Source organism: Verrucosispora sp. CNZ293 (assembly GCF_002754655.1).
In genome coordinates, this window is record NZ_PEFR01000001.1 from 3,623,980 (window position 1) to 3,645,839 (window position 21,860).

At 72.9% G+C, this 21,860-nt stretch carries 20 protein-coding genes; 8 read left to right on the forward strand and 12 right to left on the reverse strand.

The features are described 5' to 3' along the window. Positions 1 to 11: 11 nt before the first annotated feature. The 4 genes from CLT74_RS16415 to hutH are packed head-to-tail and all read left to right on the forward strand — an operon-like array spanning position 12 to position 5,300. Complete coding sequence (locus tag CLT74_RS16415; protein WP_486582349.1) at positions 12 to 1,226, forward strand: allantoate amidohydrolase; 1,215 nt, start codon at positions 12 to 14, stop codon at positions 1,224 to 1,226. Continuing rightward, positions 1,223 to 2,581: a formimidoylglutamate deiminase gene (locus tag CLT74_RS16420; protein ID WP_099847324.1), complete on the forward strand. Its 1,359-nt coding sequence runs from the start codon at positions 1,223 to 1,225 to the stop codon at positions 2,579 to 2,581. The genes CLT74_RS16415 and CLT74_RS16420 overlap by 4 nt, the downstream gene beginning before the upstream one ends. Beyond that, positions 2,578 to 3,768 (forward strand): imidazolonepropionase, encoded by a 1,191-nt coding sequence (hutI, locus tag CLT74_RS16425; protein WP_099847325.1) that lies wholly within the window; start codon positions 2,578 to 2,580, stop codon positions 3,766 to 3,768. Before CLT74_RS16420 ends, hutI begins: the two co-directional genes overlap by 4 nt. Beyond that, complete coding sequence (hutH, locus tag CLT74_RS16430; protein ID WP_099847326.1) at positions 3,765 to 5,300, forward strand: histidine ammonia-lyase; 1,536 nt, start codon at positions 3,765 to 3,767, stop codon at positions 5,298 to 5,300. The genes hutI and hutH overlap by 4 nt, the downstream gene beginning before the upstream one ends. A 52-nt stretch (positions 5,301 to 5,352) precedes the next feature. On the opposite strand, the gene CLT74_RS16435 is transcribed toward hutH, so the two are convergent. The 12 genes from CLT74_RS16435 to CLT74_RS16490 all read right to left on the reverse strand — a co-directional run bounded on the left by CLT74_RS16435 (position 5,353) and on the right by CLT74_RS16490 (position 15,395). Beyond that, positions 5,353 to 6,027, reverse strand: a complete 675-nt coding sequence (locus tag CLT74_RS16435) for a hypothetical protein (protein ID WP_099847327.1) — start codon at positions 6,025 to 6,027, stop codon at positions 5,353 to 5,355. A gap of 83 nt (positions 6,028 to 6,110) precedes the next feature. Then, complete coding sequence (rdgB, locus tag CLT74_RS16440) at positions 6,111 to 6,728, reverse strand: RdgB/HAM1 family non-canonical purine NTP pyrophosphatase (protein ID WP_099847328.1); 618 nt, start codon at positions 6,726 to 6,728, stop codon at positions 6,111 to 6,113. Beyond that, entirely contained in the window at positions 6,725 to 7,453 is a 729-nt protein-coding gene (gene rph, locus CLT74_RS16445; RefSeq protein WP_099847329.1) for a ribonuclease PH, read from the reverse strand. Before rph ends, rdgB begins: the two co-directional genes overlap by 4 nt. A gap of 100 nt (positions 7,454 to 7,553) precedes the next feature. Continuing rightward, positions 7,554 to 8,741 carry a glycosyltransferase gene (locus CLT74_RS16450; RefSeq protein ID WP_099847330.1) on the reverse strand — a complete coding sequence of 396 codons (1,188 nt, stop codon included), beginning with the start codon at positions 8,739 to 8,741 and terminating at the stop codon, positions 7,554 to 7,556. Then, on the reverse strand, positions 8,738 to 9,883 hold the full coding sequence (locus CLT74_RS16455) for a glycosyltransferase family 4 protein (protein ID WP_099847331.1): 1,146 nt from the start codon (positions 9,881 to 9,883) through the stop codon (positions 8,738 to 8,740). Before CLT74_RS16455 ends, CLT74_RS16450 begins: the two co-directional genes overlap by 4 nt. An 89-nt stretch (positions 9,884 to 9,972) precedes the next feature. After that, the gene (locus tag CLT74_RS16460; RefSeq protein ID WP_099847332.1) at positions 9,973 to 10,719 is read right to left on the reverse strand and encodes an MBL fold metallo-hydrolase; all 747 of its coding nucleotides are present in this window, start codon (positions 10,717 to 10,719) and stop codon (positions 9,973 to 9,975) included. Between the two features lie 268 nt (positions 10,720 to 10,987). Beyond that, the gene (locus CLT74_RS16465; protein ID WP_099847333.1) at positions 10,988 to 11,953 is read right to left on the reverse strand and encodes a PLP-dependent cysteine synthase family protein; all 966 of its coding nucleotides are present in this window, start codon (positions 11,951 to 11,953) and stop codon (positions 10,988 to 10,990) included. 10 nt (positions 11,954 to 11,963) lie between these two features. Beyond that, positions 11,964 to 12,323, reverse strand: a complete 360-nt coding sequence (locus tag CLT74_RS16470; RefSeq protein ID WP_099847334.1) for a MoaD/ThiS family protein — start codon at positions 12,321 to 12,323, stop codon at positions 11,964 to 11,966. A 66-nt stretch (positions 12,324 to 12,389) separates the two neighbouring features. Beyond that, a complete protein-coding gene (locus tag CLT74_RS16475) occupies positions 12,390 to 12,878 on the reverse strand; it encodes a M67 family metallopeptidase (RefSeq protein WP_093401918.1) in 489 nt (162 codons plus the stop codon). Between the two features lie 54 nt (positions 12,879 to 12,932). Next, positions 12,933 to 13,427 (reverse strand): DUF2017 domain-containing protein, encoded by a 495-nt coding sequence (locus CLT74_RS16480; protein WP_199172393.1) that lies wholly within the window; start codon positions 13,425 to 13,427, stop codon positions 12,933 to 12,935. Between the two features lie 2 nt (positions 13,428 to 13,429). Then, positions 13,430 to 13,720, reverse strand: coding sequence for an ATP-dependent Clp protease adapter ClpS (clpS, locus tag CLT74_RS16485; RefSeq protein ID WP_093401920.1), 291 nt, complete (start codon positions 13,718 to 13,720; stop codon positions 13,430 to 13,432). A gap of 157 nt (positions 13,721 to 13,877) precedes the next feature. Next, positions 13,878 to 15,395 (reverse strand): hypothetical protein, encoded by a 1,518-nt coding sequence (locus CLT74_RS16490; RefSeq protein ID WP_099847336.1) that lies wholly within the window; start codon positions 15,393 to 15,395, stop codon positions 13,878 to 13,880. Positions 15,396 to 15,594: 199 nt separating this feature from the next. Here CLT74_RS16490 and CLT74_RS16495 point away from each other — a divergent pair, with 199 nt between their 5' ends. The 4 genes from CLT74_RS16495 (at position 15,595) to CLT74_RS16510 (ending at position 21,476) form a co-directional block, all read left to right on the forward strand. Beyond that, entirely contained in the window at positions 15,595 to 18,270 is a 2,676-nt protein-coding gene (locus CLT74_RS16495; RefSeq protein WP_099847337.1) for a LuxR family transcriptional regulator, read from the forward strand. Between the two features lie 16 nt (positions 18,271 to 18,286). Beyond that, positions 18,287 to 19,573: a nicotinate phosphoribosyltransferase gene (locus tag CLT74_RS16500; RefSeq protein ID WP_099847338.1), complete on the forward strand. Its 1,287-nt coding sequence runs from the start codon at positions 18,287 to 18,289 to the stop codon at positions 19,571 to 19,573. 14 nt (positions 19,574 to 19,587) lie between these two features. Then, positions 19,588 to 20,169, forward strand: a complete 582-nt coding sequence (locus CLT74_RS16505; RefSeq protein WP_099852152.1) for an isochorismatase family protein — start codon at positions 19,588 to 19,590, stop codon at positions 20,167 to 20,169. Between the two features lie 71 nt (positions 20,170 to 20,240). Next, the gene (locus CLT74_RS16510; protein WP_099852154.1) at positions 20,241 to 21,476 is read left to right on the forward strand and encodes an MFS transporter; all 1,236 of its coding nucleotides are present in this window, start codon (positions 20,241 to 20,243) and stop codon (positions 21,474 to 21,476) included. Positions 21,477 to 21,860 lie beyond the last annotated feature (384 nt).

A 21,860-nucleotide genomic window follows, 5' to 3' on the forward strand; every position in this document is an offset into this window, starting at 1 on the left:
GCAGGCTCTTGTTGACGCACACGGCACAGGACCGGCTCCGGCCCGACAGATTCCGGCAGCTCTGGGACGAGATCGCCCCGATCGGGCGGGACGAGCGCAGCGGCGGCTACCTGCGGTACGCGTTCACCGAGCCGGAGCTGCGGCTGCGGGAGTGGTTCCGGGAGCAGGCCGACGCGCGGGGGATGCCGGTCACCGGGGACGGCAACGGCAACCTGTTCGCCTGGTGGGGTGACCCGGACGCCGGGGATGCCATCCTGACCGGCAGCCACTTCGACTCGGTGCCGCACGGCGGCGCGTACGACGGACCACTGGGCATCGTCAGCGCCTGGCTGGCCGTGGACGAGCTGCGGGCGGCAGGTGTCGCGCCGGCGCGTCCGCTGGTTGTCGGCGCGTTCGTGGAGGAGGAGGGGGCCCGGTTCGGCGTACCGTGTCTGGGTTCCCGGCTGCTCACCGGGCAGATCGACGCCGATCGCGCGGGCGGGCTGCGCGACGCGGCGGGGGTGAGCTTCGCCGAGGCGTTGGGGGCCCGGCCGGCGGGTGCCGATCCGGGGCTGCTCGGCCGCTTCGCGGCCTTCGTGGAGCTGCACGTCGAGCAGGGCCGCGCGCTTGTCGACCAGGCCGCGCCGGTCGCGGTGGCAAGCGCGATCTGGCCGCACGGCCGCTGGCGTCTCGACTTCTCAGGCGAGGGCAACCACGCGGGTACGACCCGGATGGCCGACCGTCGCGATCCCATGCTCACGTACGCGTTCACGGTGCTGGCGGCGAACAAGGAGGCCCGGCTGCGCGACGCCCACGCCACGATGGGCCGGGTGGTGGTGGAGCCGAACGCGACGAACGCGGTCCCGTCGCGGGTGATCGGCTGGCTGGACGCCCGCGCCGCCGAACCGGACACGCTCGACGGCCTGGTGGAGGCGGTACGGGTCAAGGCCGGCGAACGGGCCCGCCGCGACGGCACCGAGGTGACGCTGACCGAGGAGTCAGCGACCCCGCTGGTGGCCTTCGACGGCGGGTTGGCCGACCGGCTGGCCCGGTTGCTGGCCGCTCCGGTGCTGCCCACCGGCGCGGGGCACGACGCGGGGGTGCTGGCGGCGCACGTACCCACCGCGATGCTCTTCGTGCGTAACCCGACAGGGGTGTCACACTCCCCCGCCGAATCGGCCACCGACGCCGATTGCGCCGCCGGGGTGGTCGCCCTGGCCAGGGTGTTGGGGGAGCTGCTGCGATGACGTCGACGCGTTGGCTCGCGGAGTACGCCTGGCTGCCCGAGGCGGCCGAGCCCACCCCGGACGTGCTCATCGAGACCGTGCACGACCGGATCACCGGCGTCACCCCGCTCGCCACGGACGGCGGTCCCGACGCCGGAGTCGACGTGCTCGTCGACGCGGTGCGGCTGCCGGGGCTGACCCTGCCGGGGCTGGCCAACACGCACTCCCACGCCTTCCACCGGGCGCTGCGCGGACGCACCCACTCCGGGCGCGGCGACTTCTGGAGCTGGCGCGACCAGATGTACGCGGTCGCCGCCAATCTCGACCCCGACTCCTACCTGGCGCTGGCCCGGGCGGTCTACGCCGAGCTGGCACTGTCCGGCGTCACAGGCGTCGGCGAGTTCCACTACCTGCACCACGGCCCGGGTGGCACCCCGTACGCGGACCCGAACGCGATGGGCGCGGCGCTCGTCGAGGCGGCGGCGCAGGCAGGCATCCGGCTGACCCTGCTGGACGCCTGTTACCTGACCGCCTCGGTGGACGGCCGGCCGCTGACCGGGCCGCAGCAGCGCTTCGGCGACGGCGACGCGTTGCGCTGGGCGGAGCGGGTCGACGCGTTCACTCCGGCCGGCGGGCACGTCCGCCTCGGTGCCGCGATCCACTCGGTACGCGCGGTGCCGGCCGAGCAGCTCGCCACGGTCGCCGGTTGGGCGCAGCGCCGCGACGCGCCACTGCACGTGCACCTGTCGGAGCAGCCAGCCGAGAACGACGCCTGCCGGGCGGTGCACGGGTGCACACCGACGCGCCTGCTCGCCGACCACGGAGTGCTCGGCCGGGCCACCACGGCGGTGCACGCCACCCACCCGACAAGCGCCGACGTGGGTCTGCTCGGCGACAGCCGTACCGGGGTCTGCCTCTGCCCGACCACCGAACGGGATCTCGCCGACGGCATCGGGCCGGCCCGCCGGATGGCCGACGCCGGCATTCCGCTCAGCCTGGGCAGCGACAGCCACGCCGTGATCGACATGTTCGAGGAGGCGCGGGCGGTCGAACTGGACGAGCGGCTGCGGACCCGCAGGCGGGGCCACTTCACCCCGGCGGAACTGTTGACCGCCGCGAGCAGCGCCGGGCACGCCGCGCTGGGCTGGACCGACGCCGGCCGGATCGCCGTCGGGGACCGCGCCGACCTGGTCACGGTACGGCTGGACAGCGTCCGCACGGCCGGGGTGAGCCCGGCGGGCGTCTGGTTCGCGGCGAGCGCTGCCGACGTCGCGCAGGTGGTGGTGGACGGGCAGGTGCTGGTCCGCGACGGCCGGCACGTACGCGTGGACGCGCCCCGGGAACTGGCGACCGCGATCTCGGAGGTGCAGCCGTGATCAGTGTGCTTGTCGACAACATCGGTGAGCTGGTCACCAACCAGGCCGGTCTGGGCGAGGGCGGGCCGCTGGGGATCCGGCGACGCGTCGCGGTGCTGGTCGAGGACGGTGAGGTGGCCTGGATCGGCCCGGCTGCCGACGCGCCGGCCGCGGACCGACGGATCGACGCCGCCGGCGCGGCAGTGCTGCCCGGTTTCGTGGACAGTCACGCCCACCTCGTCTTCGCCGGGGACCGGGCCGCCGAGTTCGCCGCCCGGATGGCCGGTGAGCCGTACACCGGCGGCGGTATCCGCACCACTGTCGGTGCCACCCGGGCCGCCTCCGACGGCGAGCTGCGGGCCACCGTGCGCCGGCTGCACGCGGAGGCGTTGCGGCAGGGCACCACCACTATCGAGATCAAGAGTGGGTACGGCCTCACCGTCGCCGACGAGGCCCGCTCGCTGCGGATCGCCGCCGAGGTCAGCACGGAGACCACATTCCTCGGCGCACACGTGGTCCCGGCCGAGTACGCCGCCCGTCCCGACGACTACGTGTCGCTGGTCTGCGGGCCGATGCTGGCCGCCGCCGCGCCGTACGCCCGCTGGATCGACGTGTTCTGCGAGCGGGGCGCCTTCGACGCCGACCATGCCCGGGCGGTCCTCGCCTGCGGGCAGGCCATGGGGCTCGGGGTGCGGGTGCACGCCAACCAGCTCGGCCCCGGCCCCGGCGTGCGACTCGGGGTGGAGCTGGGAGCGGCAAGTGTGGACCACTGCACCCACCTGACCGACGCCGACGTCGACGCGCTTGCCTCGACCGCGATGGACGGCGGGCACACCAGCACCGTGGCGACGCTGCTGCCGGGTGCCGAGTTCTCCACCCGGTCGCCCTACCCGGACGCCCGCCGGCTGCTCGACGCCGGGATCACCGTGGCGCTGGCCACCGACTGCAATCCCGGCTCGTCGTACACCTCGTCGATGCCGTTCTGCATCGCCCTGGCCGTACGCGAGATGGGGATGACCCCGGCGGAGGCGGTCTGGGCCGCGACGGCCGGCGGCGCGCGGGCGCTGCGCCGCGACGACATCGGCGTGCTGCGACCCGGTGCCCGAGCCGACCTGATCATCCTCGACGCACCGTCCCACAGGCACCTGGCCTACCGGCCCGGGGTGCCTCTCGTCCGCCAGGTTCTGCACAACGGAGTACCGCGATGACCGTCACCATCCAGCCCACCGGAATCTCCCCCGCCGACGTGCTCGCCGTGGCGCGGGGCGGCGCGAAGGTGGTCCTCGACCCGGCCACCGTCGACGCGATGGCCACCAGCCGGTCCATCGTGGACGGCATCGAGGCCGCCGGCCGCCCGGTGTACGGCGTGTCGACAGGTTTCGGGGCCCTGGCGAACACCTTCGTCGCCCCCGAGCGCCGCGCCGAGTTGCAGCACGCGCTGATCCGGTCGCACGCCGCCGGGGTCGGCGCGCCGATGCCCCGGGAGGTGGTGCGGGCGATGATGCTGCTGCGGGTCCGCTCGCTGGCGCTCGGCCACTCCGGGGTACGCCCGCTGGTCGCCGAGGCCCTTGTCGACCTGCTCAACCACGAGGTCACCCCGTGGGTGCCGGAACACGGTTCGCTGGGTGCCTCAGGTGACCTGGCCCCGCTGGCGCACTGCGCGTTGGTGCTGCTCGGCGAGGGCTGGGTGCTCGGCCCGGACGGCGGCCGGCTGCCCGCCGCCGACGCGCTGCGCCGGGCCGGCCTCGCCCCGGTCGAGCTGGCCGCGAAGGAGGGGCTGGCGCTGATCAACGGCACCGACGGCATGCTCGGCATGCTGCTGCTCGCCATCGCCGACGCCGCCCACCTGTTCACCATGGCCGACGTGACCGCCGCCCTCGCCATCGAGGCGATGCTCGGCTCGGAACGGCCGTTCCTACCGGAACTGCACGCCATCCGCCCGCACCCCGGGCAGGGCGTCTCGGCGGCCAACATCCACAGACTGTTGCAGGACTCCGCGGTGATGGACTCGCACCGCGACGACCTGGCGCACGCGGTGCAGGACGCCTACTCGATGCGCTGCGCACCCCAGGTGGCCGGCGCGGCACGGGACACCCTGGAGTTCGTCCGGACCACAGCCGCCCGGGAACTGGTCTCGGTGGTGGACAACCCGGTGGTGCTGCCCGACGGCCGGGTCGAGTCGACCGGGAACTTCCACGGCGCGCCCCTGGGTTTCGCGGCGGACTTCCTGGCCATCGCCGCCGCCGAGGTGGGCGCGATCGCCGAGCGTCGGGTGGACCGCCTGCTCGACGTCACCCGGTCCCGGGACCTGCCGGCGTTCCTCTCCCCCGACGCGGGGGTCAACTCCGGGCTGATGATCGCGCAGTACACCGCCGCCGGGATCGTCGCGGAGAACCGCCGGCTGGCCGCGCCGGCCTCGGTGGACTCGCTGCCGACGAGCGGCATGCAGGAGGACCACGTCTCGATGGGCTGGGCGGCGACAAAGAAGCTGCGCACCGTCCTGGACAACCTGGCCAGCCTGCTCGCGGTGGAACTGCTCGCCGCCGTACGCGGGTTGCAGTTGCGGGCACCGCTTGTCCCCTCACCGGCCGGGCGGGCGGCGATCACCGCGCTCGGCGGGGCCGTCGGCGACCCCGGCCCGGACGTCTTCCTCGCCCCGCTGATGGAGGCCGCCCGCGCCGTGCTGGTCGGCCCCGACCTGCGCGCCGCGATCGAGCAGGAGATCGGACCCCTCGGCTGAGTCCGGATGCCCCGGCCGGCCCGGACGCCCCAGGCCGGCCAGGGCGCGGGCCTCACACCTCGACCACGTCCAGCCACTCCGCCCCGCGGAGGACGCGGTAGCCGTACCGCTCGCGCAGGGTCTGGATCACGGCCGGCATGTGGCCCGCGCCGTAGACCACCGCCACCTGCATCGCCTCGTGGCCACACTCGTCGTGGATCCGGGCCAACTCGGCGAGGAGTTCCTCGTCGCGGTCGTTGACCAACATCTTCTGCAGGAACCGGATCCGAAACTCGCTGTCATCGCTGATCTCGGCGGTACGACGCAGGAACCGGTTCCGCCCGCCGACGGCCGCGGTCACCGTCAGCACCGGTATGAGGAAGAGCACGTCCAGCCAGCCGTACCACGGCAGCCGGTCGCGCCGGCCGTCGCGGACCAGTCGTTCCGGCCACACCACCGGCACGCCGAGCGCGTCGTAGTTGATGTCCTGATGGACGACCCGGGCGGCGCCGCGCTGCCGGGTCAGTCGAAAGGCGATGGCGTACGCGAGCCCGGTGCTGCTCGGCCCGTCGTACCCCTCGGCGACGATCAGGTCGTATCCGGCCAACCGGCGAGCAACCTGCTGATAGAAACTCGGCATTCCGATGTGGACCATCGGGAAGAGTACGAAACGCAGGGGCGACCCGGTGCGCGCCAGGGTCAACACGGCGGACCGCAGTCCGAAGTCGGTGACCTCAGTGACCTGCACCGCCGCCTCCCCCGCCGAAGGTGCCGTCAGGGTAAGGGGCGGCCTCAAGACCGCAGCGCCGACCATGGTTCGGGCAGGGGCGCTCAGCTGATCGGCGGGAGCACCTTGGCGACCAGGGCGGCCAGCTCGCGCAACGCCTTGCCCCGGTGGCTGATCGCGTCCTTCTCCTGCGGGGTCAGCTCGGCGTTCGTGCGATCCTGGCCGTCGCCGAGGAAGATCGGGTCGTAGCCGAACCCGCCGTCGCCGCGCGGGGCGCGCAGCAGCCGACCCGCCTGCCGGCCGTCGACCAGGTGTTCCTTGCCACCGGGCAGCACCAGCGCGACGGTGCAGACGAAGGAGGCGCCCCGGTGCTCGTCCGGCACGTCGCCGATCTGGTCCAGCACCAGTTGGAGGTTGGCCCGGTCGTCACCGTGCCGCCCGGCCCAGCGGGCGCTGAACACCCCGGGCATCCCGTTGAGCGCGTCGACGGCCAGCCCGGAGTCGTCGGCGATCGTCGGCAGCCCGGTACGCCGGCAGCCCTCCCGAGCCTTGATCAGCGCGTTCTCGCCGAAGGTCAGCCCGGTCTCCGGCAACTCCGGGTACGCCTCGACGTCGTCCAGCCCGATCAGGGCGACCCGGTGCGCGCCGAGCGCCCCGTCCAGGATGCGCTGCAACTCGATCAGCTTCTTCTGGTTCCGGGTGGCGAGCAGCACCTTGTTCATGGGAGTAGCGCCTTCCGCTGGGCTTCGGCCAGGTCCAGACAGCCGACCATGGCCAGGTCGAGCAGGGCGTCGAGCTGGTCGCGGGCGAAAACGCCTGCCTCGCCGGTGCCCTGCACCTCGACGAAGTCGCCGGTGCCGGTGCAGACCACGTTCATGTCGACCTCGGCGGCCACGTCCTCGTCGTAGCACAGGTCGAGGCGCGGCTCGCCGTCAACCACTCCGACGCTCACCGCCGCCACCGAACGGTGCATCACCTTCTCCGGCTTCCCGTTCAGGGCCTTGCGGGCGGCGAGCCAGTTGACCGCGTCGTACAACGCCACGTAGGCGCCGGTGATCGCGGCGGTCCGGGTGCCGCCGTCGGCCTGCAGGACGTCGCAGTCGAGCACTATCGAGTTCTCCCCGAGCGCCTTGAGGTCGATGGCGGCCCGCAGGCTCCGGCCCACCAGGCGGGAGATCTCATGGGTACGCCCACCGACCCGGCCCTTGACGCTCTCCCGGTCCGAACGGGTGTTCGTGGCCCGGGGCAGCATCGCGTACTCCGCGGTCACCCAGCCCAGCCCGGAACCGCGACGCCAGCGCGGCACCCCCTCGGTGACGCTCGCGGTGCAGAGCACCCGGGTGCCGCCGAACTCCACGAGCACCGACCCCTCGGGGTGGGTGCTCCAACCGCGGGTCAGGGTCACCTGTCGAAGTTGGTCGGGTCGCCGCCCGTCAGGTCGCGCCATGCCTGCACCCTATGTGGTGCGCTGAACTAACCCTCCCCGGGTGTCCGCCAGCGAGGTCGACGCGGAAAGTTTTCCGGCGTCGAGGCCGTGACCGGCCGCGTCAGCGGTCGGCGTCGTGCGCGCGGAGGAACCCGGCGACCGCCGCCGGCCAGCCGAACCGCTCCGCCCGGTCCCGGGCGGCGGCCCGCCGCCGGGCCTCGGGTCGGGTCAGCAGCTGACGGACAGCCCCGGCGATCGCCGCCGCGGAGCCCTCGGCGGCGAGCCCACCCGAGCCGATCACCTCGGGCAGCGCGCTTGCCGCGTTGACCACCACCGGGGTGCCGCAGGCCAGCGCCTCCAGACCGGCCAGACCGAAGGTCTCCACCGGGCCGGGGGCCAGGACCACGTCGGCGCTGGCCAGCACCGCCGCCAGGGCCCGACGGTCGGGCAGGAAGCCGGTGAAGGTGACTGGCAGGCCGGCCGCCCGCCGCCGCACCGCGCTGCGGCGCGGTCCGTCGCCGACCATCACCAGCACCGCCGGCACACCGGCCAGGCGCAGCTGCGCCAACGCGTCGACGGCCAGCTCGGGCCGTTTCTCCACGGACAGCCGCGCGCAGTGCACAAGCAGCACCTCGTCCGGTCCGGCGTACCGTTCCCGCACCGCCGGGTCGGCCCGGCCGGGGTGGAAGGTGGCCAGGTCGACGCCGAGCGGCACCAGGTCCACGTGCGGTACGCCGATGCGGGTGAACTCCTCGGCCGCCCATCGGGTGGTGCAGACGATCCGGTCGTAACGGCGGGCCGTCTCGGCGTTCAGCCGGTCGGCGAGTCGCCGCCCCAGCGCGCCGGGTACCCCCCAGGCGCCCAGCAGGCCGGTGAGGGACTCGTGCGAGACCATCAACGAGGGCACGCCGTTCGCCCGCGCCCAGTCGCCGGTCCAGCGCAGCGTCGAGCGGTCGGACACCTCCAGCCGGTCGGGCGCGAGCGTGGTCAGCAGCCGCGACAGCCGGCGTCGGGCGGTGAGCAACCGGTAGCCGCCGCTGTGCGGCAGCGGTGGGCCGGCAAGCGTGACGACCCGACCCCACGGGTGTCGCCTGTCGTCGTCGCGGCGGCCCGGCACCACCAGCACCGGATCGTGGCCGGCCGCCCGGTAGCCCTCGCCCAGCTGCTGCAACGCGGTGCGCAGCCCGCCGGAGGTCCCGGTGACGAAGCTGGCCAGCCGGACGATCCGGAGCGACTCGGTAGGGGTACCCGCGACCTGCGTCGTGGTGGTCCGGAGCGTGGTGGTGTGGTCCGGGTGGACGCCTGTCACGACGCCGCCGGCAGGTCGACGACCGAGGTGGTGGTGAGGGCGGCCCGGTAGTGCCCGACGAGTTCGTCGCCCACCGTCGCCCAGCTACGTCCGTGCACGGCGGCCCGGGCGGCCAGCCCGTACGCCTGCCGGCGTGCCGTGTCGGCAGCCAGCCCGGCCACCGCTGTGGCGATCGCCGAGTCGTCCCCGGGTGGCACCAGCACGCCGGTCTCCCCCGGGGTGACCAGATCGACAGGACCACCACTGGCCGGCGCGACCACCGGCACCCCGCTGGCCAACGCCTCCTGGACGGTCTGGCCGAAGGTCTCGTGCGGGCCGGTGTGCACGAACAGGTCGAGGCTGGCGTAGAGGCGGGCCAGTGCCTCGCCCTGCTGGACGCCGAGGAACCGCACCCCGGGCAGGTCCCGTTCGAGCTGGCGGCGGGCGGGGCCGTCACCGGCGACCACGACCCGGACACCTGGCAGTCGGGCGGTGGCGGCGAGCAGGTCGACCCGCTTCTCCGGGGCGAGCCGGCCGACGTACCCGACGAGGAGTTCCCCGTCCGGCGCGAAGGCCCGGCGCAGGCTCGGGCAGCGCTTGGCGGGGTGGAAGCGCTCAGCGTCGACGCCTCGACGCCACAGCCAGATCCGCTGCACGCCGTGCGCGGCGAGATCCTCGGCGGCCCGGGTGGAGGGGGCGAGCGTACGGCGGGCCGAATTGTGGATCTCTCGCAGCCGCCGCCAGGCCGCTGCCTCACCCCAGCCGACCCGGTACGCCCTGGCGTAGGCGGCGACGTCGGTCTGGTAGACGGCGACGGTGGGCAGGTCGTGCCGGGCCGCCAGCGTCGCCGCCCGGGCGCCGAGGATGAACGGACTGGCCAGGTGCACCACGTCGGGCGAGTGGTCCAGCAGCACTCCGGCCAGCCGGTTGTTCGTCGGTACGCCGAGCCGGAAGCCCTGGTAGCGCGGCAACGGCACGCTCGGGATGCGGACCACCGGGTACGGGTACCGGTCGGGGTCGCGGCGCAGCGTCCCCGGCGGGGCGGGCGCGATCACCAACGGCTCGTGGCCGCGGGTGACGAGGTGTTCGGCGGCCCGCACGACCGAGTGTGCGACTCCGTTGACGTCGGGCGGGAACGACTCGGTCACCATGGCGATCCGCATGCCTTCACGGTGGTGGTGGCAGCGAAGGTCCAGGAGACGTCCACCTGACCGCTCGGCGAACAGTGCGGCACGAACCCGCGCCCGGTGGATCAGACGTCGTAGCTGGCGCCGGGGCGGACCACTTCCAGCGGGCCGGCGTAAGCGGCGGACGCGGCAGCGACAGTGAGCGCCTCGCTGCCCCAGGCGGGGACCAGATGGGTCAACAGCAGTCGCCCGACGTTGGCCTTGGCGGCCGCCTCACCCGCCTCGCCGCCGGTGAGATGCAGGTCCGGCGGATTGTCGACGCCGTCGAGGTAGCTGGCCTCGCAGAGGAAGACGTCGGCGTTCTGGGCCAGCCGCAGCAACGCCTCACAGGGGGCGGTGTCCGAGGAGTAGCAGAGCACCCGGCCGCCGTGCTCAAGGCGTACACCGTAGGTCTCGACCGGGTGCAGCACCCGGTCGACGGTGACGGTGAACGGGCCGATCGGGAAGGTGCCGGGTTGCAGCGCGTAGAACTGGTAGACGTCCTCGACGGTGCTGTCCTCCTGCCCGTACGCGGCGGCCAGCCGGTCCGGGGCGCCGGCCGGCGCGTAGACCGGCAGCGGCGGGTACGGCCCGTCCGGGGCGTACCGGCGCACCACCACGTAGGTCGCGGCGTCGAGGATGTGGTCGCAGTGCAGGTGGGTCAGGAGGATGGCGTCCGGGGCGTGCAGCCCGGCATAGCGTTGCAGGGTGGACAGTGAACCCGAGCCGAAGTCGACCAGGAGCCGGAAGTCCTCGGCCTCGACCAGATAGGCCGAGCAGGGGGACTCGGGTCCGGGGAAGCTGCCCGCACAGCCCAGGACGGTCAGTCGCATCGAGTTGTCTCGCTGTCACGGTAGGTAGTGAACGTGCCGGCCGCCGCTCCGGCGATGATCACTACCGACGCGTACGCCACGCTGCGCAGCCTACGCCCGCGCATGCAAGGGCAAGAATGATCTGCTGGAAGTTGTCATCAACGTGACACCGGTTTCGCCCGTCCGATCGACCACCCGTCACCGGAGTGGCCGGTTCGGACGAGCCGACGCGACGAGGGCCACCGGCGCGATGCCGGTGGCCCTCGTCACATGTCGATCGCGCCGCAGGTCAGGCCCAGAGCTGACCGTCCAGCGCCTCCTCCGCGTCGGCTAGCGTGCCGCCGTACGCCCCGGTGCTCAGATATTTCCAGCCACCGTCACTGACCACGAACGCCACGTCGGCACGGCGGCCGGCCCGCACCGCCTCGTGCGCCACGGCCAGCGCCGCGTGCAGCACCGCCCCGGTGGAGAAACCGACGAACAGCCCCTCCACCTCGACCAGTTGCCGGGTCCGCAGCACCGCGTCCCGGGTGCCGACCGAGAAGCGGCGGGTCAGCACTGTCGCGTCGTAGAGCTCCGGGACGTATCCCTCGTCGATGTTGCGCAGCCCGTAGACCAGCTCGCCGTAGCGGGGCTCGGCGGCGACGATCTGGATGCCCTCGACCTTCTCGCGCAGGTAGCGCCCGGTGCCCATCAGGGTGCCGGTGGTGCCGAGCCCGGCCACGAAGTGGGTGACGGTCGGCAGGTCGTGCAGCAGCTCGGGCCCGGTCGTCTCGTAGTGCGCCCGGGCGTTCGCCTCGTTGCCGTACTGGAAGAGCATCACCCAGTCGGGATGCTCGGTGGCGATCTGCTTGGCCGTGGCCACCGCCTGGTTGGAACCGCCCGCGGCCGGCGAGAAGATGATCTCCGCGCCGTACATCCGCAGCAGCTGCACCCGCTCGGTGGAGACGTTCTCGGGCATCACGCAGACCAGGCGGTACCCCCGCAACTTGGCCACCATGGCCAGGGAGATGCCGGTGTTGCCGCTTGTCGGCTCCAGGATGGTGTCGCCGGGCCGGAGCCGGCCGGCGGCCTCCGCGGCCCGGACCATGAACAGGGCGGCCCGGTCCTTGACACTGCCGGTGGGGTTGCGGTCCTCGAGCTTCGCCCACAGCCGTACCGGCGGCGCGCCCTCGGGCACCGTCGGCGACAGTCGGGGCAGACCCACAAGCGGTGTCCCGCCGCAGGCGTCCAGCAGGCTGTCGTACCGCGCCATCGCGGCCGCCTCAGCCCGCGGTGACGCGCGTCCGGCCCCCGGCCGGCGCGGAGGCGACGTGCTGCGCCATGGCCGCCGCCGCGGCGAAGCCGAAGGCGCCGCCGGCCACCGCGGGCAGGATGGTCACGCTGTCGCCGTCGTTGAGCTTGGCGTCCAGCGCACCGAGGAATCGGACGTCCTCGTCGTTGACGTAGACGTTGACGAAGCGGTGCAGCGCGCCGGCCTCGGTGACCAGCCGGCCACGCAGCCCGCTGTGCCGGGAGTCCAGGTCGGTGAGCAGGTCGGCAAGCGTGTCACCGCTGCCCTCGACGACCTTCGCGCCGCCGGTGTAGCTGCGCAGGATGGTGGGGATGCGAACCTCGATGGCCATGGTGTCGTACTCCTCGATCGGGTGGGTGCTCGGTGACGGGAAGGGCGTGCGGGGAGCTGAGGTTGGTCAGCGGCCCGAACACTCGTAGTCGACCGTCGCCGGGCTCTGCCCGAACATGTATGACTGCACGGCGTGCGGATCCACCCCGGCGTCGAGGATCCGCACCGGCTCCTCGGTCACCACGCCGTCCACGATGCGGAAGGAGCGGATCTCCTCCGTGTCGGGCTCCCGGGTGGAGACGAGCAGATAGTGCGCGCCGGGCTCACCGGCGAAGGAGATGTCCGTACGCGACGGGTACGCCTCGGTTGCGGTGTGCGAGTGGTAGATGACCACCGGTTCCTCGTCCCGGTCGTCCATCTCGCGCCACACCCGCAGATGCTCCATCGAGTCGAACTCGTAGAACGTCATCGACCGGGCGGCGTTCTCCATGGGGATGTGCCGGGTCGGCGTGTCGCTGCCGACGGGACCGGCGACCACGCCGCAGGCCTCGTCGGGGTGATCCCGACGGGCGTGGGCGACGATCGCGTCAACGATCGACCGGTCGATGCTCAGCACGTCGCCAAGGGTAGCGCCCGAGTGCCGCCAACCGCGAGGCGGCACCGGTCACAGTCAGTCGATCAAGGCGTTGAGCAGGGACTCCTGGAGATAACCGAGATACGCGTAGACCGAAAGCTGGAACACCCGGCTGGAACTGGGATCGTCGGCGACCGCGTCATCGAGTTCCGCGCCCAGATCCGTCCCGTCCTTGATCTCCAACCGCACGCCCATCGCCAGCCGGGCGTCGTTGAGCGCGCGCAACCACGCCTCGGCCGCCTCGGCGTCCAGGCGGACCTCGCCGCCGCTGTCGCCGGGCAGCGCGGCCAGGATCGCACCGGCCTGGTCGATCTTCGCGGTCTTCAGATCACCCTCGGTGTACCGGCGGAACTCCGCGGTGCCTGCCGCGTCGTCCGGGTACGCCTCCGGAAAGAGCCGGCAGACAACCGGGTCGGAGTGGTCGAAACCATCGGTGAGCAGGCCGACCACCTCGGAGGCGACCTTACGGAGCACACGCACCTCGTCCACCGCGAAGGTGGCGACGTACCGGTCTCCCCGGCGACGGAACATGCTCACGACCGGTCCACCGTCGCCCAGAGACCGTACGCGTGCAGTTGGGAGGCGTCGTGTTCCATGCGTTCCCGGGCCCCGCTGGAGACCACCGCCTTGCCCTTGTGGTGCACATCCAGCATGAGCTGCTCGGCCTTCTCCCGGCTGTATCCGAAGAGCTTCTGGAACACCCAGGTCACGTAGGTCATCAGGTTGACCGGGTCGTCCCACACGATCGTCACCCACGGTCGGTCGGCTGCCGGCACCTCATCGGTGTCCGGGGTCTCGACCGGTGCAACCTGCGGAGCCGCCATGCCCCCCATCGTGCCACCGGATCCGGGGAATCGAGGAACCGGAACGCCGGACCACCCGGGATCACCACCCACGGACGCAGCCTCGCCACCGCCGGTCGCGTCCCGGGCGCAGCAGGGCACCCCGCCGGCATCGCCGGCGGGGTGAACGGCCGCCCGCTCAGGCGAGCAGGATGCCGTGTTCGGCAGCATCGGACAGCACCGTGCCGAGCGAGAGACGGACCGCCTCGAACCGGCGGGCGACCTCCCGCGACAGCTCCAACTCGATCTCCCGCAACGCCCGCTGCGCCCAGGCCCGCGCCGCGCTCGGATCGTTGTTGCCGGGCGAACGCCAGTGCTGCCAGCATCCTCCCGACAACGCCACGGCCACCGGCGGCAGCACCGCCGTACGGGGCGGCGCGGGGTAGACGGACAGCATGTCGACAGCTGTCACACCGGTCAGCGGCGCCACGCCGGCGGTACTGGTGACGAGGAACGCCCGCTCCAGTTCCTGCCCGGTGGGGTCGTCGACCAGACTCCAGCGGACCGCCTTGTCGATCCGCCTGCGGATCCCCTCGGGCAGTGGCGCGCCGAAGAGCCGGCCCGCGGTGTCATCGACGAGCTCGCCGGCATGGTGGTCGCACTGCGCGGTGGCCAGCAGCGACAGCGCCGCCATCTCCCGGTCGAGCAGTTGGGGCAGACCAGCACAGCCGACACCGAAGACGATCTCCTGCACCACCCGCATGTGCATGTTTGCCAGCTCCAGGGCGAGGTGCTGTCGGATACGCCGAGCGGCGGTGCGGGCCTGCCGGTCGAGGTGCTCCGACCATTCGCCCGGTTCAGCCAGCACCGGCACCCGACCGCGCTCACCCGGCAGCTCGGGCGGCTCAAGGCTGCCCCGCCGCAGCTCCTCGGCGGAGGCCCAGTCCACGAGCGCCCGCCGCACATCTGCCTCGGCACCGGTGACCATGGGGAACCAACGGGCATCGGCCAGCCCGGGCACGGCGGCGAGCAGCGCGGCCCGGTGCGCCTCGACGGTGACCGTGACCGGATCAACCGCCGGGCCGCCGGGCTCCCCCGAGCCCCGCACCGCCGCCGTGCCGTCACCCGCCGCCCAGCCGTCGGCGCCCGGCGTGACCGCGAAGAAGACCCGGACCGGCGTCCCGGCGATGTCGGACAGCAGGTCAAGTTCGGCGGCGCCGAACGGCTGGTCCGCCGCGATCACGAACAGCAGCGCGCCGGCCCGGCCCACCGCGTCGAGCAGCACGCCGCAACCGGCTGGGCCCAGCGTGGCGATGTCCGGCGTGTCGACAAGCACGAAGCGTTTCAGCAACGGCTGGGGCAGGCTCAGCTCCACCCGACGGGGTGGCCTGGCCAGCGCCGGGCCCGCAGTCGGAAGATCGGGCCGGTACGAATGCGGCGTGCGGTAGCCGGGGACGTAGGCGGCCCGGGTCGGTTCGGCACTGTGCCGTACCACCAGCCAGCTACCGCCCGGCACGGCGAGTAGCCCGGAGTCGAGTTCCAGCAGCGTGGCGAGCACGCCGGTCCGCCCGGCGGCGGCCGGACCGGCCGCGACCACCGCGACCGGTTCACGCCCGTCGGTGGTCGACACACCGAGCCGCTCGGGAAAGGGCCGACGACCGGGCGGCCCTGCGGCGTCGTCCGGCGTACCGAGGTGGTGGATCGGGCCGGGCTTCATCAGGCGGCGGCCTCCGAGGCAGGGCGGCCGGTGGACCGGCCGCGGTGAACATCCGACGACGACACTCGGATTCCGGAAGAGTAAGGGTGCGACCGTCGGGAACGGGACAATTGCGATACTCACCGGTAACCCTACGACTACTCAAGTTCGCCGTCGCGCGCTACCGTGCCGGCCGCAGTTCCGTCGATATGCTGCGCGAATGAGTCGGTGGAGCTTCGTGGGCCGGGCTGAGCAACTCGACCGTCTCCGGGTGGCGGTGGCCGGTGTCCATGGCCGGGGAATCCTCTTCACCGGCAGCGCCGGCATCGGCAAGAGCCGGCTGTTGCACGAGGGTGTCGACACGTTGCCCGGCGAGAAGTACGCGGTCTGGCGGATCGCGGCCAGTGCCACCACGTCCGCGATGGCCTTCGGCGGGTTGGTCCAGGTGCTTCCGGAGCAGCCGCAGGGCCTGTCACCGGCCGGCATCCTGCGGTGGGCCGTCGACGTGTTGCAGCAGCAGGCCGCCGGCCGGCGGATCGTCCTCGCGGTGGACGACGCGCACCTGCTCGACCCGCCGTCGGCGGCGCTGGTGCACCTGGTGGCCCGGGCCGAGAACGCCTCAGTGGTCGGCACCCTGCGCGACGGGGAACAGATACCGTTGCCCATCCGGGCACTGTGGACGGACGGTCTGGTCGAGCGGGCCGAGCTGGGGCCGATGACCCCGGACGAGACGGCCGCCATGCTCACCGCCATCGTCGACGGCCAGGTGGACAGCGGCTCCACCGACCGTCTGGGTCGGCTCAGCGCCGGCAACCCGCTGCTGCTGCGCGAGCTGGTGCACGCGGCGACAAACAGCGGCGAGCTCGTCGAGAAGTACGGCGTCTGGACCTGGACCGGACGGCTGGAGCTGGCGCCCAGCCTGACCGAGCTGATCGACATCCGGATCGGCCAGCTCACCCCCGGGGTACGGGCGGTGGTCGAGCTTGTCGCGTTCGGCGAGCCACTCGGCCTGCGGCTGCTGCACCAGGCCGTGGAACAGCACGACGTGGAGTACGCCGAGGAGCGCGGCCTCATCACCATGGTCGAGTCCGACAGGCGACTCGACGTCCGGCTGGCGCACCCGCTCTACGGCGAGGTGGTGCGCCGGCAGTGCCCGGTGAGCCGGACCCGCCGGTTGCAGGCGCACCTGGCGGACCTGCTGGAGAAGGTCGGCAAGCGGCGACGGGAGGACCTGCTGCGGGTGGCGAGATGGCGCCTGGCCTCCGGCACCGCGCACGATCCGGCGATGCTGATCGCCGCCGCCGGTGAGGCGTTCGCACGGTACGACGTACCCCTGGCGACCCGGCTGGCCCGGGCGGCGCTGGACGCCGGTGGCGGGTTCGACGCGGCCGAACTGCTGGCGACCATCCTGATGTTCGCCGACCGGCCCGCCGAGGCGCTCGGCGTGCTCGATGCCGTCGCCACCGACGCCGGCCAGGAGGAGCGGCTCAGCCGATGGCTGACGGTGCGCGGCATGGTCAGCTACTGGGGGCTGAGCCAGGCGTCCACCGTGGAGGAGATCGCCGCCCAGGGCACGAAACTGACCGACTCCGCCGCCCAGGCCCGGGTCCGCGCCTTCGAGGCGATCATGCGGCTGCACCGGCTGGACGCGCCGACCGCGCTCCGGCTCGCGCAGGGTGTGCTGGACCGGCCGGCGGCCAGCGTCGCCGCGCGCGAGCTGGCGCGCTGCACGATCGCGCACCTCCAGGCCGTACAGGGGCAGCTGTACCGCAGCGCGGCTGCGGTGGACCTGGTGCAGGCGAAGGTGGCCAGCTGGCGGGCGGACATGCCGTACCTGCAACTGGCGGTGGAGCTGGCCCGGGGCACCCGACTGGCCCTCTCCGGAGATCTCGCCGGGATCGACGCGTTGGTCGCCGACGAGTTCGCCGACCTCGCCGACGCGGGGGATTTCCGGCTCGGCACCGGCTACCTGGCGATCCTGCGGGCGTACGCGGCGCGGCTGCGTGGTCGCAGCGACACCGCGTTGCAGGCCGCGCTCAGTGCCTGTGCGGTCCTGGCGACCAGCCGGGTCTACGCGGGGCTGGCCCAGTCGGAGCGGGCCCAGGCCGCCGCGTTGCGCGGCGACGCCCGGCAGGCGGCCGAGGCGATGGCCGAGGCGGACCGCCTCCACTCACCGAGCATGGGTGTGCTGTATCCGTGGCTGGAGCAGGCCCGGGTGGCCACGCTGGCCGCCGGCGGTGACCTGTCCTCAGCCGTGAGTCGGCTGCACAGCCTGGTGGACCGGCTGCGAGCTGACGGCTTCGCCGGGCATGAGGCACTGGTGCTGCACGACCTGGTGCGGCTGGGCCACGCCGGGGCCCAGACCGGCCCGAGGTGTTCCGACGGGAGCCGCCGGACCGTCGCGCAGCGGTTGACGGAGTTGTCCGAGCAGGTCGACGGGGAGTTGCCACCGTTGCTGGCCCGGCATGCGCGGGCGGCGGCCGACGGTCTGCCGGAGGGGCTGCTCAGCGCCGCCGACGGCTTCGCGGAGCGCGGGCTCGACCTGCTCGCCGCCGAGGCCGCGGCCGAGGCCGTGCACCTGTTGCGGCAGCGCCGTTCGCCCGAGGTCGCCCACGCCCGACAACGGCTCGGCGCGCTGCTCGCCTGCTGTGACATGGTGCACACTCCGGCGCTGCAGGCGGCCACCCCCGCGTTGACCGACCGGGAGTGGCAGGTGGCTCGGCTCGCGGCCGAGGGCGGCACCAGTCGCGCCATCGCTGAGCAGCTGTTTCTCTCCGTTCGCACGGTGGAGAACCACCTGCAGCGCGTGTACAGCAAGCTCGGCGTGACCAGCCGGGCGGAGCTGAGGGTGGCCCTCGGCACGATCCCGGGGCACGACGGCACGACGACGACGTGAACCCTAGTCTGAGGGGGTGCACACCCTTCGTCCTGCGCTGCTGACCGACCACTACGAGCTGACCATGGTCAGCGCCGCCCTACGGGACGGTACGGCTGACCGGCGCTGCGTGTTCGAGGTTTTCAGCCGACGGCTGCCCGCCGGTCGCCGGTACGGGGTGGTCGCCGGCACCGCACGCCTGATCGACCTGATCCGCGAGTTCCGCTTCGACCCGGCCGACATCGAGTTCCTGCGCCGCACCGGCGTGGTGGACGAGCCGGGCGCCGAGTGGCTGTCCCGCTACCGGTTCACCGGCGAGATCGACGGGTACGCCGAGGGTGAGCTGTTCTTCCCCGGCTCGCCGATCCTGACCGTCTCCGGCAGTTTCGCCGAGTGCGTGGTGCTGGAGACGCTTGTGCTGTCGGTGCTCAACCACGACTGCGCGGTGGCCGCCGCCGCGGCGCGGATGGTCACCGCCGCCCGGGGGCGGGCGTTGATCGAGATGGGGTCACGGCGAGCACACGAGGAGGCGGCAGTCGCGGCGGCCCGAGCTGCCTACCTGGCCGGCTTCCGGTTCACCTCCAACCTGGCCGCCGGCCAGCGGTACGACATTCCGACCGCCGGCACCGCCGCGCACGCCTTCACCCTGCTGCACGACGACGAGCGGGCCGCGTTCGCCTCGCAGGTCGCCACGCTGGGCAAGGACACCACGCTGCTTGTCGACACGTACGACATCAGCCAGGGCATCCGTAACGCGATCGAGGTGGCCGGGCCGGAGCTGCGGGCGGTCCGCATCGACTCGGGCGACCTGGCCGTGATCGCCCAGCAGTCCCGGCAGTTGCTGGATTCGCTCGGCGCCACCGAAACAAAGATCATCGTCTCGGGTGACCTCGACGAATACGCCATCGCGGCGTTGGCCGCCGAGCCGGTGGACATGTACGGCGCCGGCACCGCTGTGGTGACCGGCTCCGGCGCACCGACCGCCGGGCTGGTCTACAAGCTGGTCGAGGTCGAGGGCCGACCGGTGGTCAAGCGGTCCGAGCAGAAGGCGACAATCGGCGGACGCAAGGTCGCCGTCCGCCGGCACAAGCCGACCGGCACCGCCATCGAGGAGATCGTGGTCCCGCAGGGTGTGCCGGATCACCGCCCCAACGACCGGCTGCTGCAACGGTCGTACGTCGTGGACGGCGAGCCGGTCGGCCTGCCGACCCTCGACGAGTCACGGGAGCACCTGCGACAGTGCCTCATCTCGATCCCGTGGGAGGGTCTCAAGCTTTCCGCGGGCGACCCGGCCATCCCGGTCACCGTGGTACCCGCCGAGTGAGAGGAGTGGAGTCGGTGAGCAACGCGCTGATCATCGTGGACGTGCAGAAGGACTTCTGCGAGGGCGGCTCGCTGGCTGTGGCCGGCGGCGCGGGCGTCGCGGCCGGGATCTCCCGGCTGCTGGCCGCCGAGCCGGACCGCTGGGATCACGTCGTCGCGACGAAGGACTACCACATCGACCCGGGCACGCACTTCGCCGAGTCGCCGGACTACGTGAGCACCTGGCCCCGGCACTGCGTGGTCGGCACGCCCGGCTCCGAGTTCCACCCGGAGCTGGCCACCGACCGGATCGAAGCGATCTTCCACAAGGGCGAGTACGCCGCCGCGTACTCCGGGTTCGAGGGGAACGCCGACGACGGCGAAGGTCTGGCCGACTGGTTGCGGCGGCGCGGTGTGGAGCGGGTGGACGTGGTCGGTATCGCCACCGACCACTGCGTGCGGGCCACCGCCCTGGACGCCGCCCGCGAGGGTTTCGCCACCACCGTCCTGCTGGACCTGACGGCGGCCGTCGCGCCGGACACCACGGATGTCGCGTTGCGCGCCTTCGAGGGGGCCGGGATCACCACGATCGGCGCCCCTGTGATCCAAGCCGCATGAGCAGTTAATTCGTTGGCAGCCGTCCGGCCGCGGGTCGAGGATGTCCGGCGGAGGTACGGACCGACGTGAACATGAAGCCTTACCGGGAGGCACTCGCCCTGCCCGGTCTGCGGTCGCTGCTGCTCGTGGCGGTGCTGGCCCGCGTCCCGCTGACCGCAACCGGCGTCACGCTGACGTTCTACGTCGTACAGGATCTCGGCCGCGGTTACGGTGCGGCCGGCCTGGTCGGCGCGGCGATCACCGTCGGCGCGGCGGTCGGCGGTCCACTGCTCGGCCGCCTGGTGGATCGTCGCGGCCTGCGGCCCGTGCTGGTGCTCACCGCCGTGGCCGAGGCCGTCTTCTGGTCCACCGCACCGATGCTGTCGTACTACCTGCTGCTGCCGGCCGCGTTCCTGGCCGGCCTGCTGGCGCTGCCGATCTTCTCGGTCATCCGGCAGTCCATCGCCGCGCTGGTACCGGCGGAGAAGCGTCGGCCGGCGTACGCGCTGGACTCCATGTCGGTCGAACTGTCGTTCATGATCGGTCCTGCCCTGGCCACGGTGGGTGTGACCACCATCTCCGCCCGCCACACGCTCTACCTCGTCGGTGCCGGCATCGTCGTCGCCGGGGTGGTGCTGTGGCTGCTCAACCCGCCGGTACGCAGCGCCGCCGAGGCGTCGTCCGGACCGCAGCCGCGCGTCGCTCGACGGCAGTGGCTCACCTCGCGGCTGGTCGCGGTGTTCGCGGTAAGCGCCGCAGCGACCCTGGTGCTCGGCGGCACCGACGTGGCGGTCATCGCGGTGCTGCGGGAGAACGGTGACGTCGGTTTCACCGGCGTGGTGCTCTCCGTCTGGGCGGTGGCGTCGCTGGCCGGCGGTTTCGCATACGGAGCTGTGCACCGCTCGTTCTCCGCGGTGGCGCTGATGGGCGCGTTGAGCCTGTGCACCATCCCGGTCGGGCTGGGCGGGTCACACTGGTGGCTGCTCTGCCTCGCCCTGATTCCGGCCGGCGTCCTCTGCGCTCCCACCATCGCGGCCACCTCGGACGCGGTCAGTCGGCTGGCCCCGGCCAGCGTGCGCGGCGAGGCCATGGGCATGCACGGCTCGGCGGTCACCGTCGGCATCGCCGTCGGCGCCCCACTGGCGGGTGCGGTCATCGACGCCTCGGCACCGCTGTGGGGCTTCGCGGTCACCGGCGCGGTCGGCGCCCTGGTGGCCCTGGCGGTGCTGCCGATCGAGCTTCGCCACCGCCGCGCCGACATCGCAGCCACCGCCCAGGCCAGCGACGAGCCCACCCCGACCGCCCTCACCCCGACCACCACCTCCTGACCACACCCCCTCTCGCGCCGCCCCTCGGCCCCGTCCGCCCAGGGCCGGCCCCGCCACCACCCACCCCCGCTCCGCACCCACCCCCGCGCCCTGTAGCCCACCCCTCCGCACCCCGCCCCACCGCGGGCATCAACCGCTCGTTGCAGTGCGTAACCGTCCGCGCCTACCCGCCCTCTCCCCTGTGCGCCTACCGGACGTGCTCGTTACACAGCGCGATATCCGCTGTAGTGACAGCGGTGTCGCAGACACCTCGGGTAGCCAGCGCAGGCGGACTACCGCCTACGCATCAGCCACTTAAGCGGACCGGCTGCCCACACGAGACGGCGGGCGGCGGGCGGTATGAGACGGGGCGCCGACCCCGGGGTGGGGGTCGGCGCCCGTCGT

Excerpts from the sequence above, each read along its gene's own strand:
- CLT74_RS16420 (WP_099847324.1), top strand. The coding sequence starts at position 1,223 with ATGACGTCGACGCGTTGGCTCGCGGAGTACGCCTGGCTGCCCGAGGCG.
- hutH (WP_099847326.1), top strand. The coding sequence starts at position 3,765 with ATGACCGTCACCATCCAGCCCACCGGAATCTCCCCCGCCGACGTGCTC.
- rdgB (WP_099847328.1), bottom strand. The coding sequence starts at position 6,728 with ATGAACAAGGTGCTGCTCGCCACCCGGAACCAGAAGAAGCTGATCGAG.
- rph (WP_099847329.1), bottom strand. The coding sequence starts at position 7,453 with ATGGCGCGACCTGACGGGCGGCGACCCGACCAACTTCGACAGGTGACC.
- CLT74_RS16455 (WP_099847331.1), bottom strand. The coding sequence starts at position 9,883 with ATGCGGATCGCCATGGTGACCGAGTCGTTCCCGCCCGACGTCAACGGA.
- CLT74_RS16460 (WP_099847332.1), bottom strand. The coding sequence starts at position 10,719 with ATGCGACTGACCGTCCTGGGCTGTGCGGGCAGCTTCCCCGGACCCGAG.
- CLT74_RS16465 (WP_099847333.1), bottom strand. The coding sequence starts at position 11,953 with ATGGCGCGGTACGACAGCCTGCTGGACGCCTGCGGCGGGACACCGCTT.
- CLT74_RS16470 (WP_099847334.1), bottom strand. The coding sequence starts at position 12,323 with ATGGCCATCGAGGTTCGCATCCCCACCATCCTGCGCAGCTACACCGGC.
- CLT74_RS16480 (WP_199172393.1), bottom strand. The coding sequence starts at position 13,427 with ATGTTCCGTCGCCGGGGAGACCGGTACGTCGCCACCTTCGCGGTGGAC.
- clpS (WP_093401920.1), bottom strand. The coding sequence starts at position 13,720 with ATGGCGGCTCCGCAGGTTGCACCGGTCGAGACCCCGGACACCGATGAG.
- CLT74_RS16490 (WP_099847336.1), bottom strand. The coding sequence starts at position 15,395 with ATGAAGCCCGGCCCGATCCACCACCTCGGTACGCCGGACGACGCCGCA.
- CLT74_RS16495 (WP_099847337.1), top strand. The coding sequence starts at position 15,595 with ATGAGTCGGTGGAGCTTCGTGGGCCGGGCTGAGCAACTCGACCGTCTC.
- CLT74_RS16510 (WP_099852154.1), top strand. The coding sequence starts at position 20,241 with ATGAAGCCTTACCGGGAGGCACTCGCCCTGCCCGGTCTGCGGTCGCTG.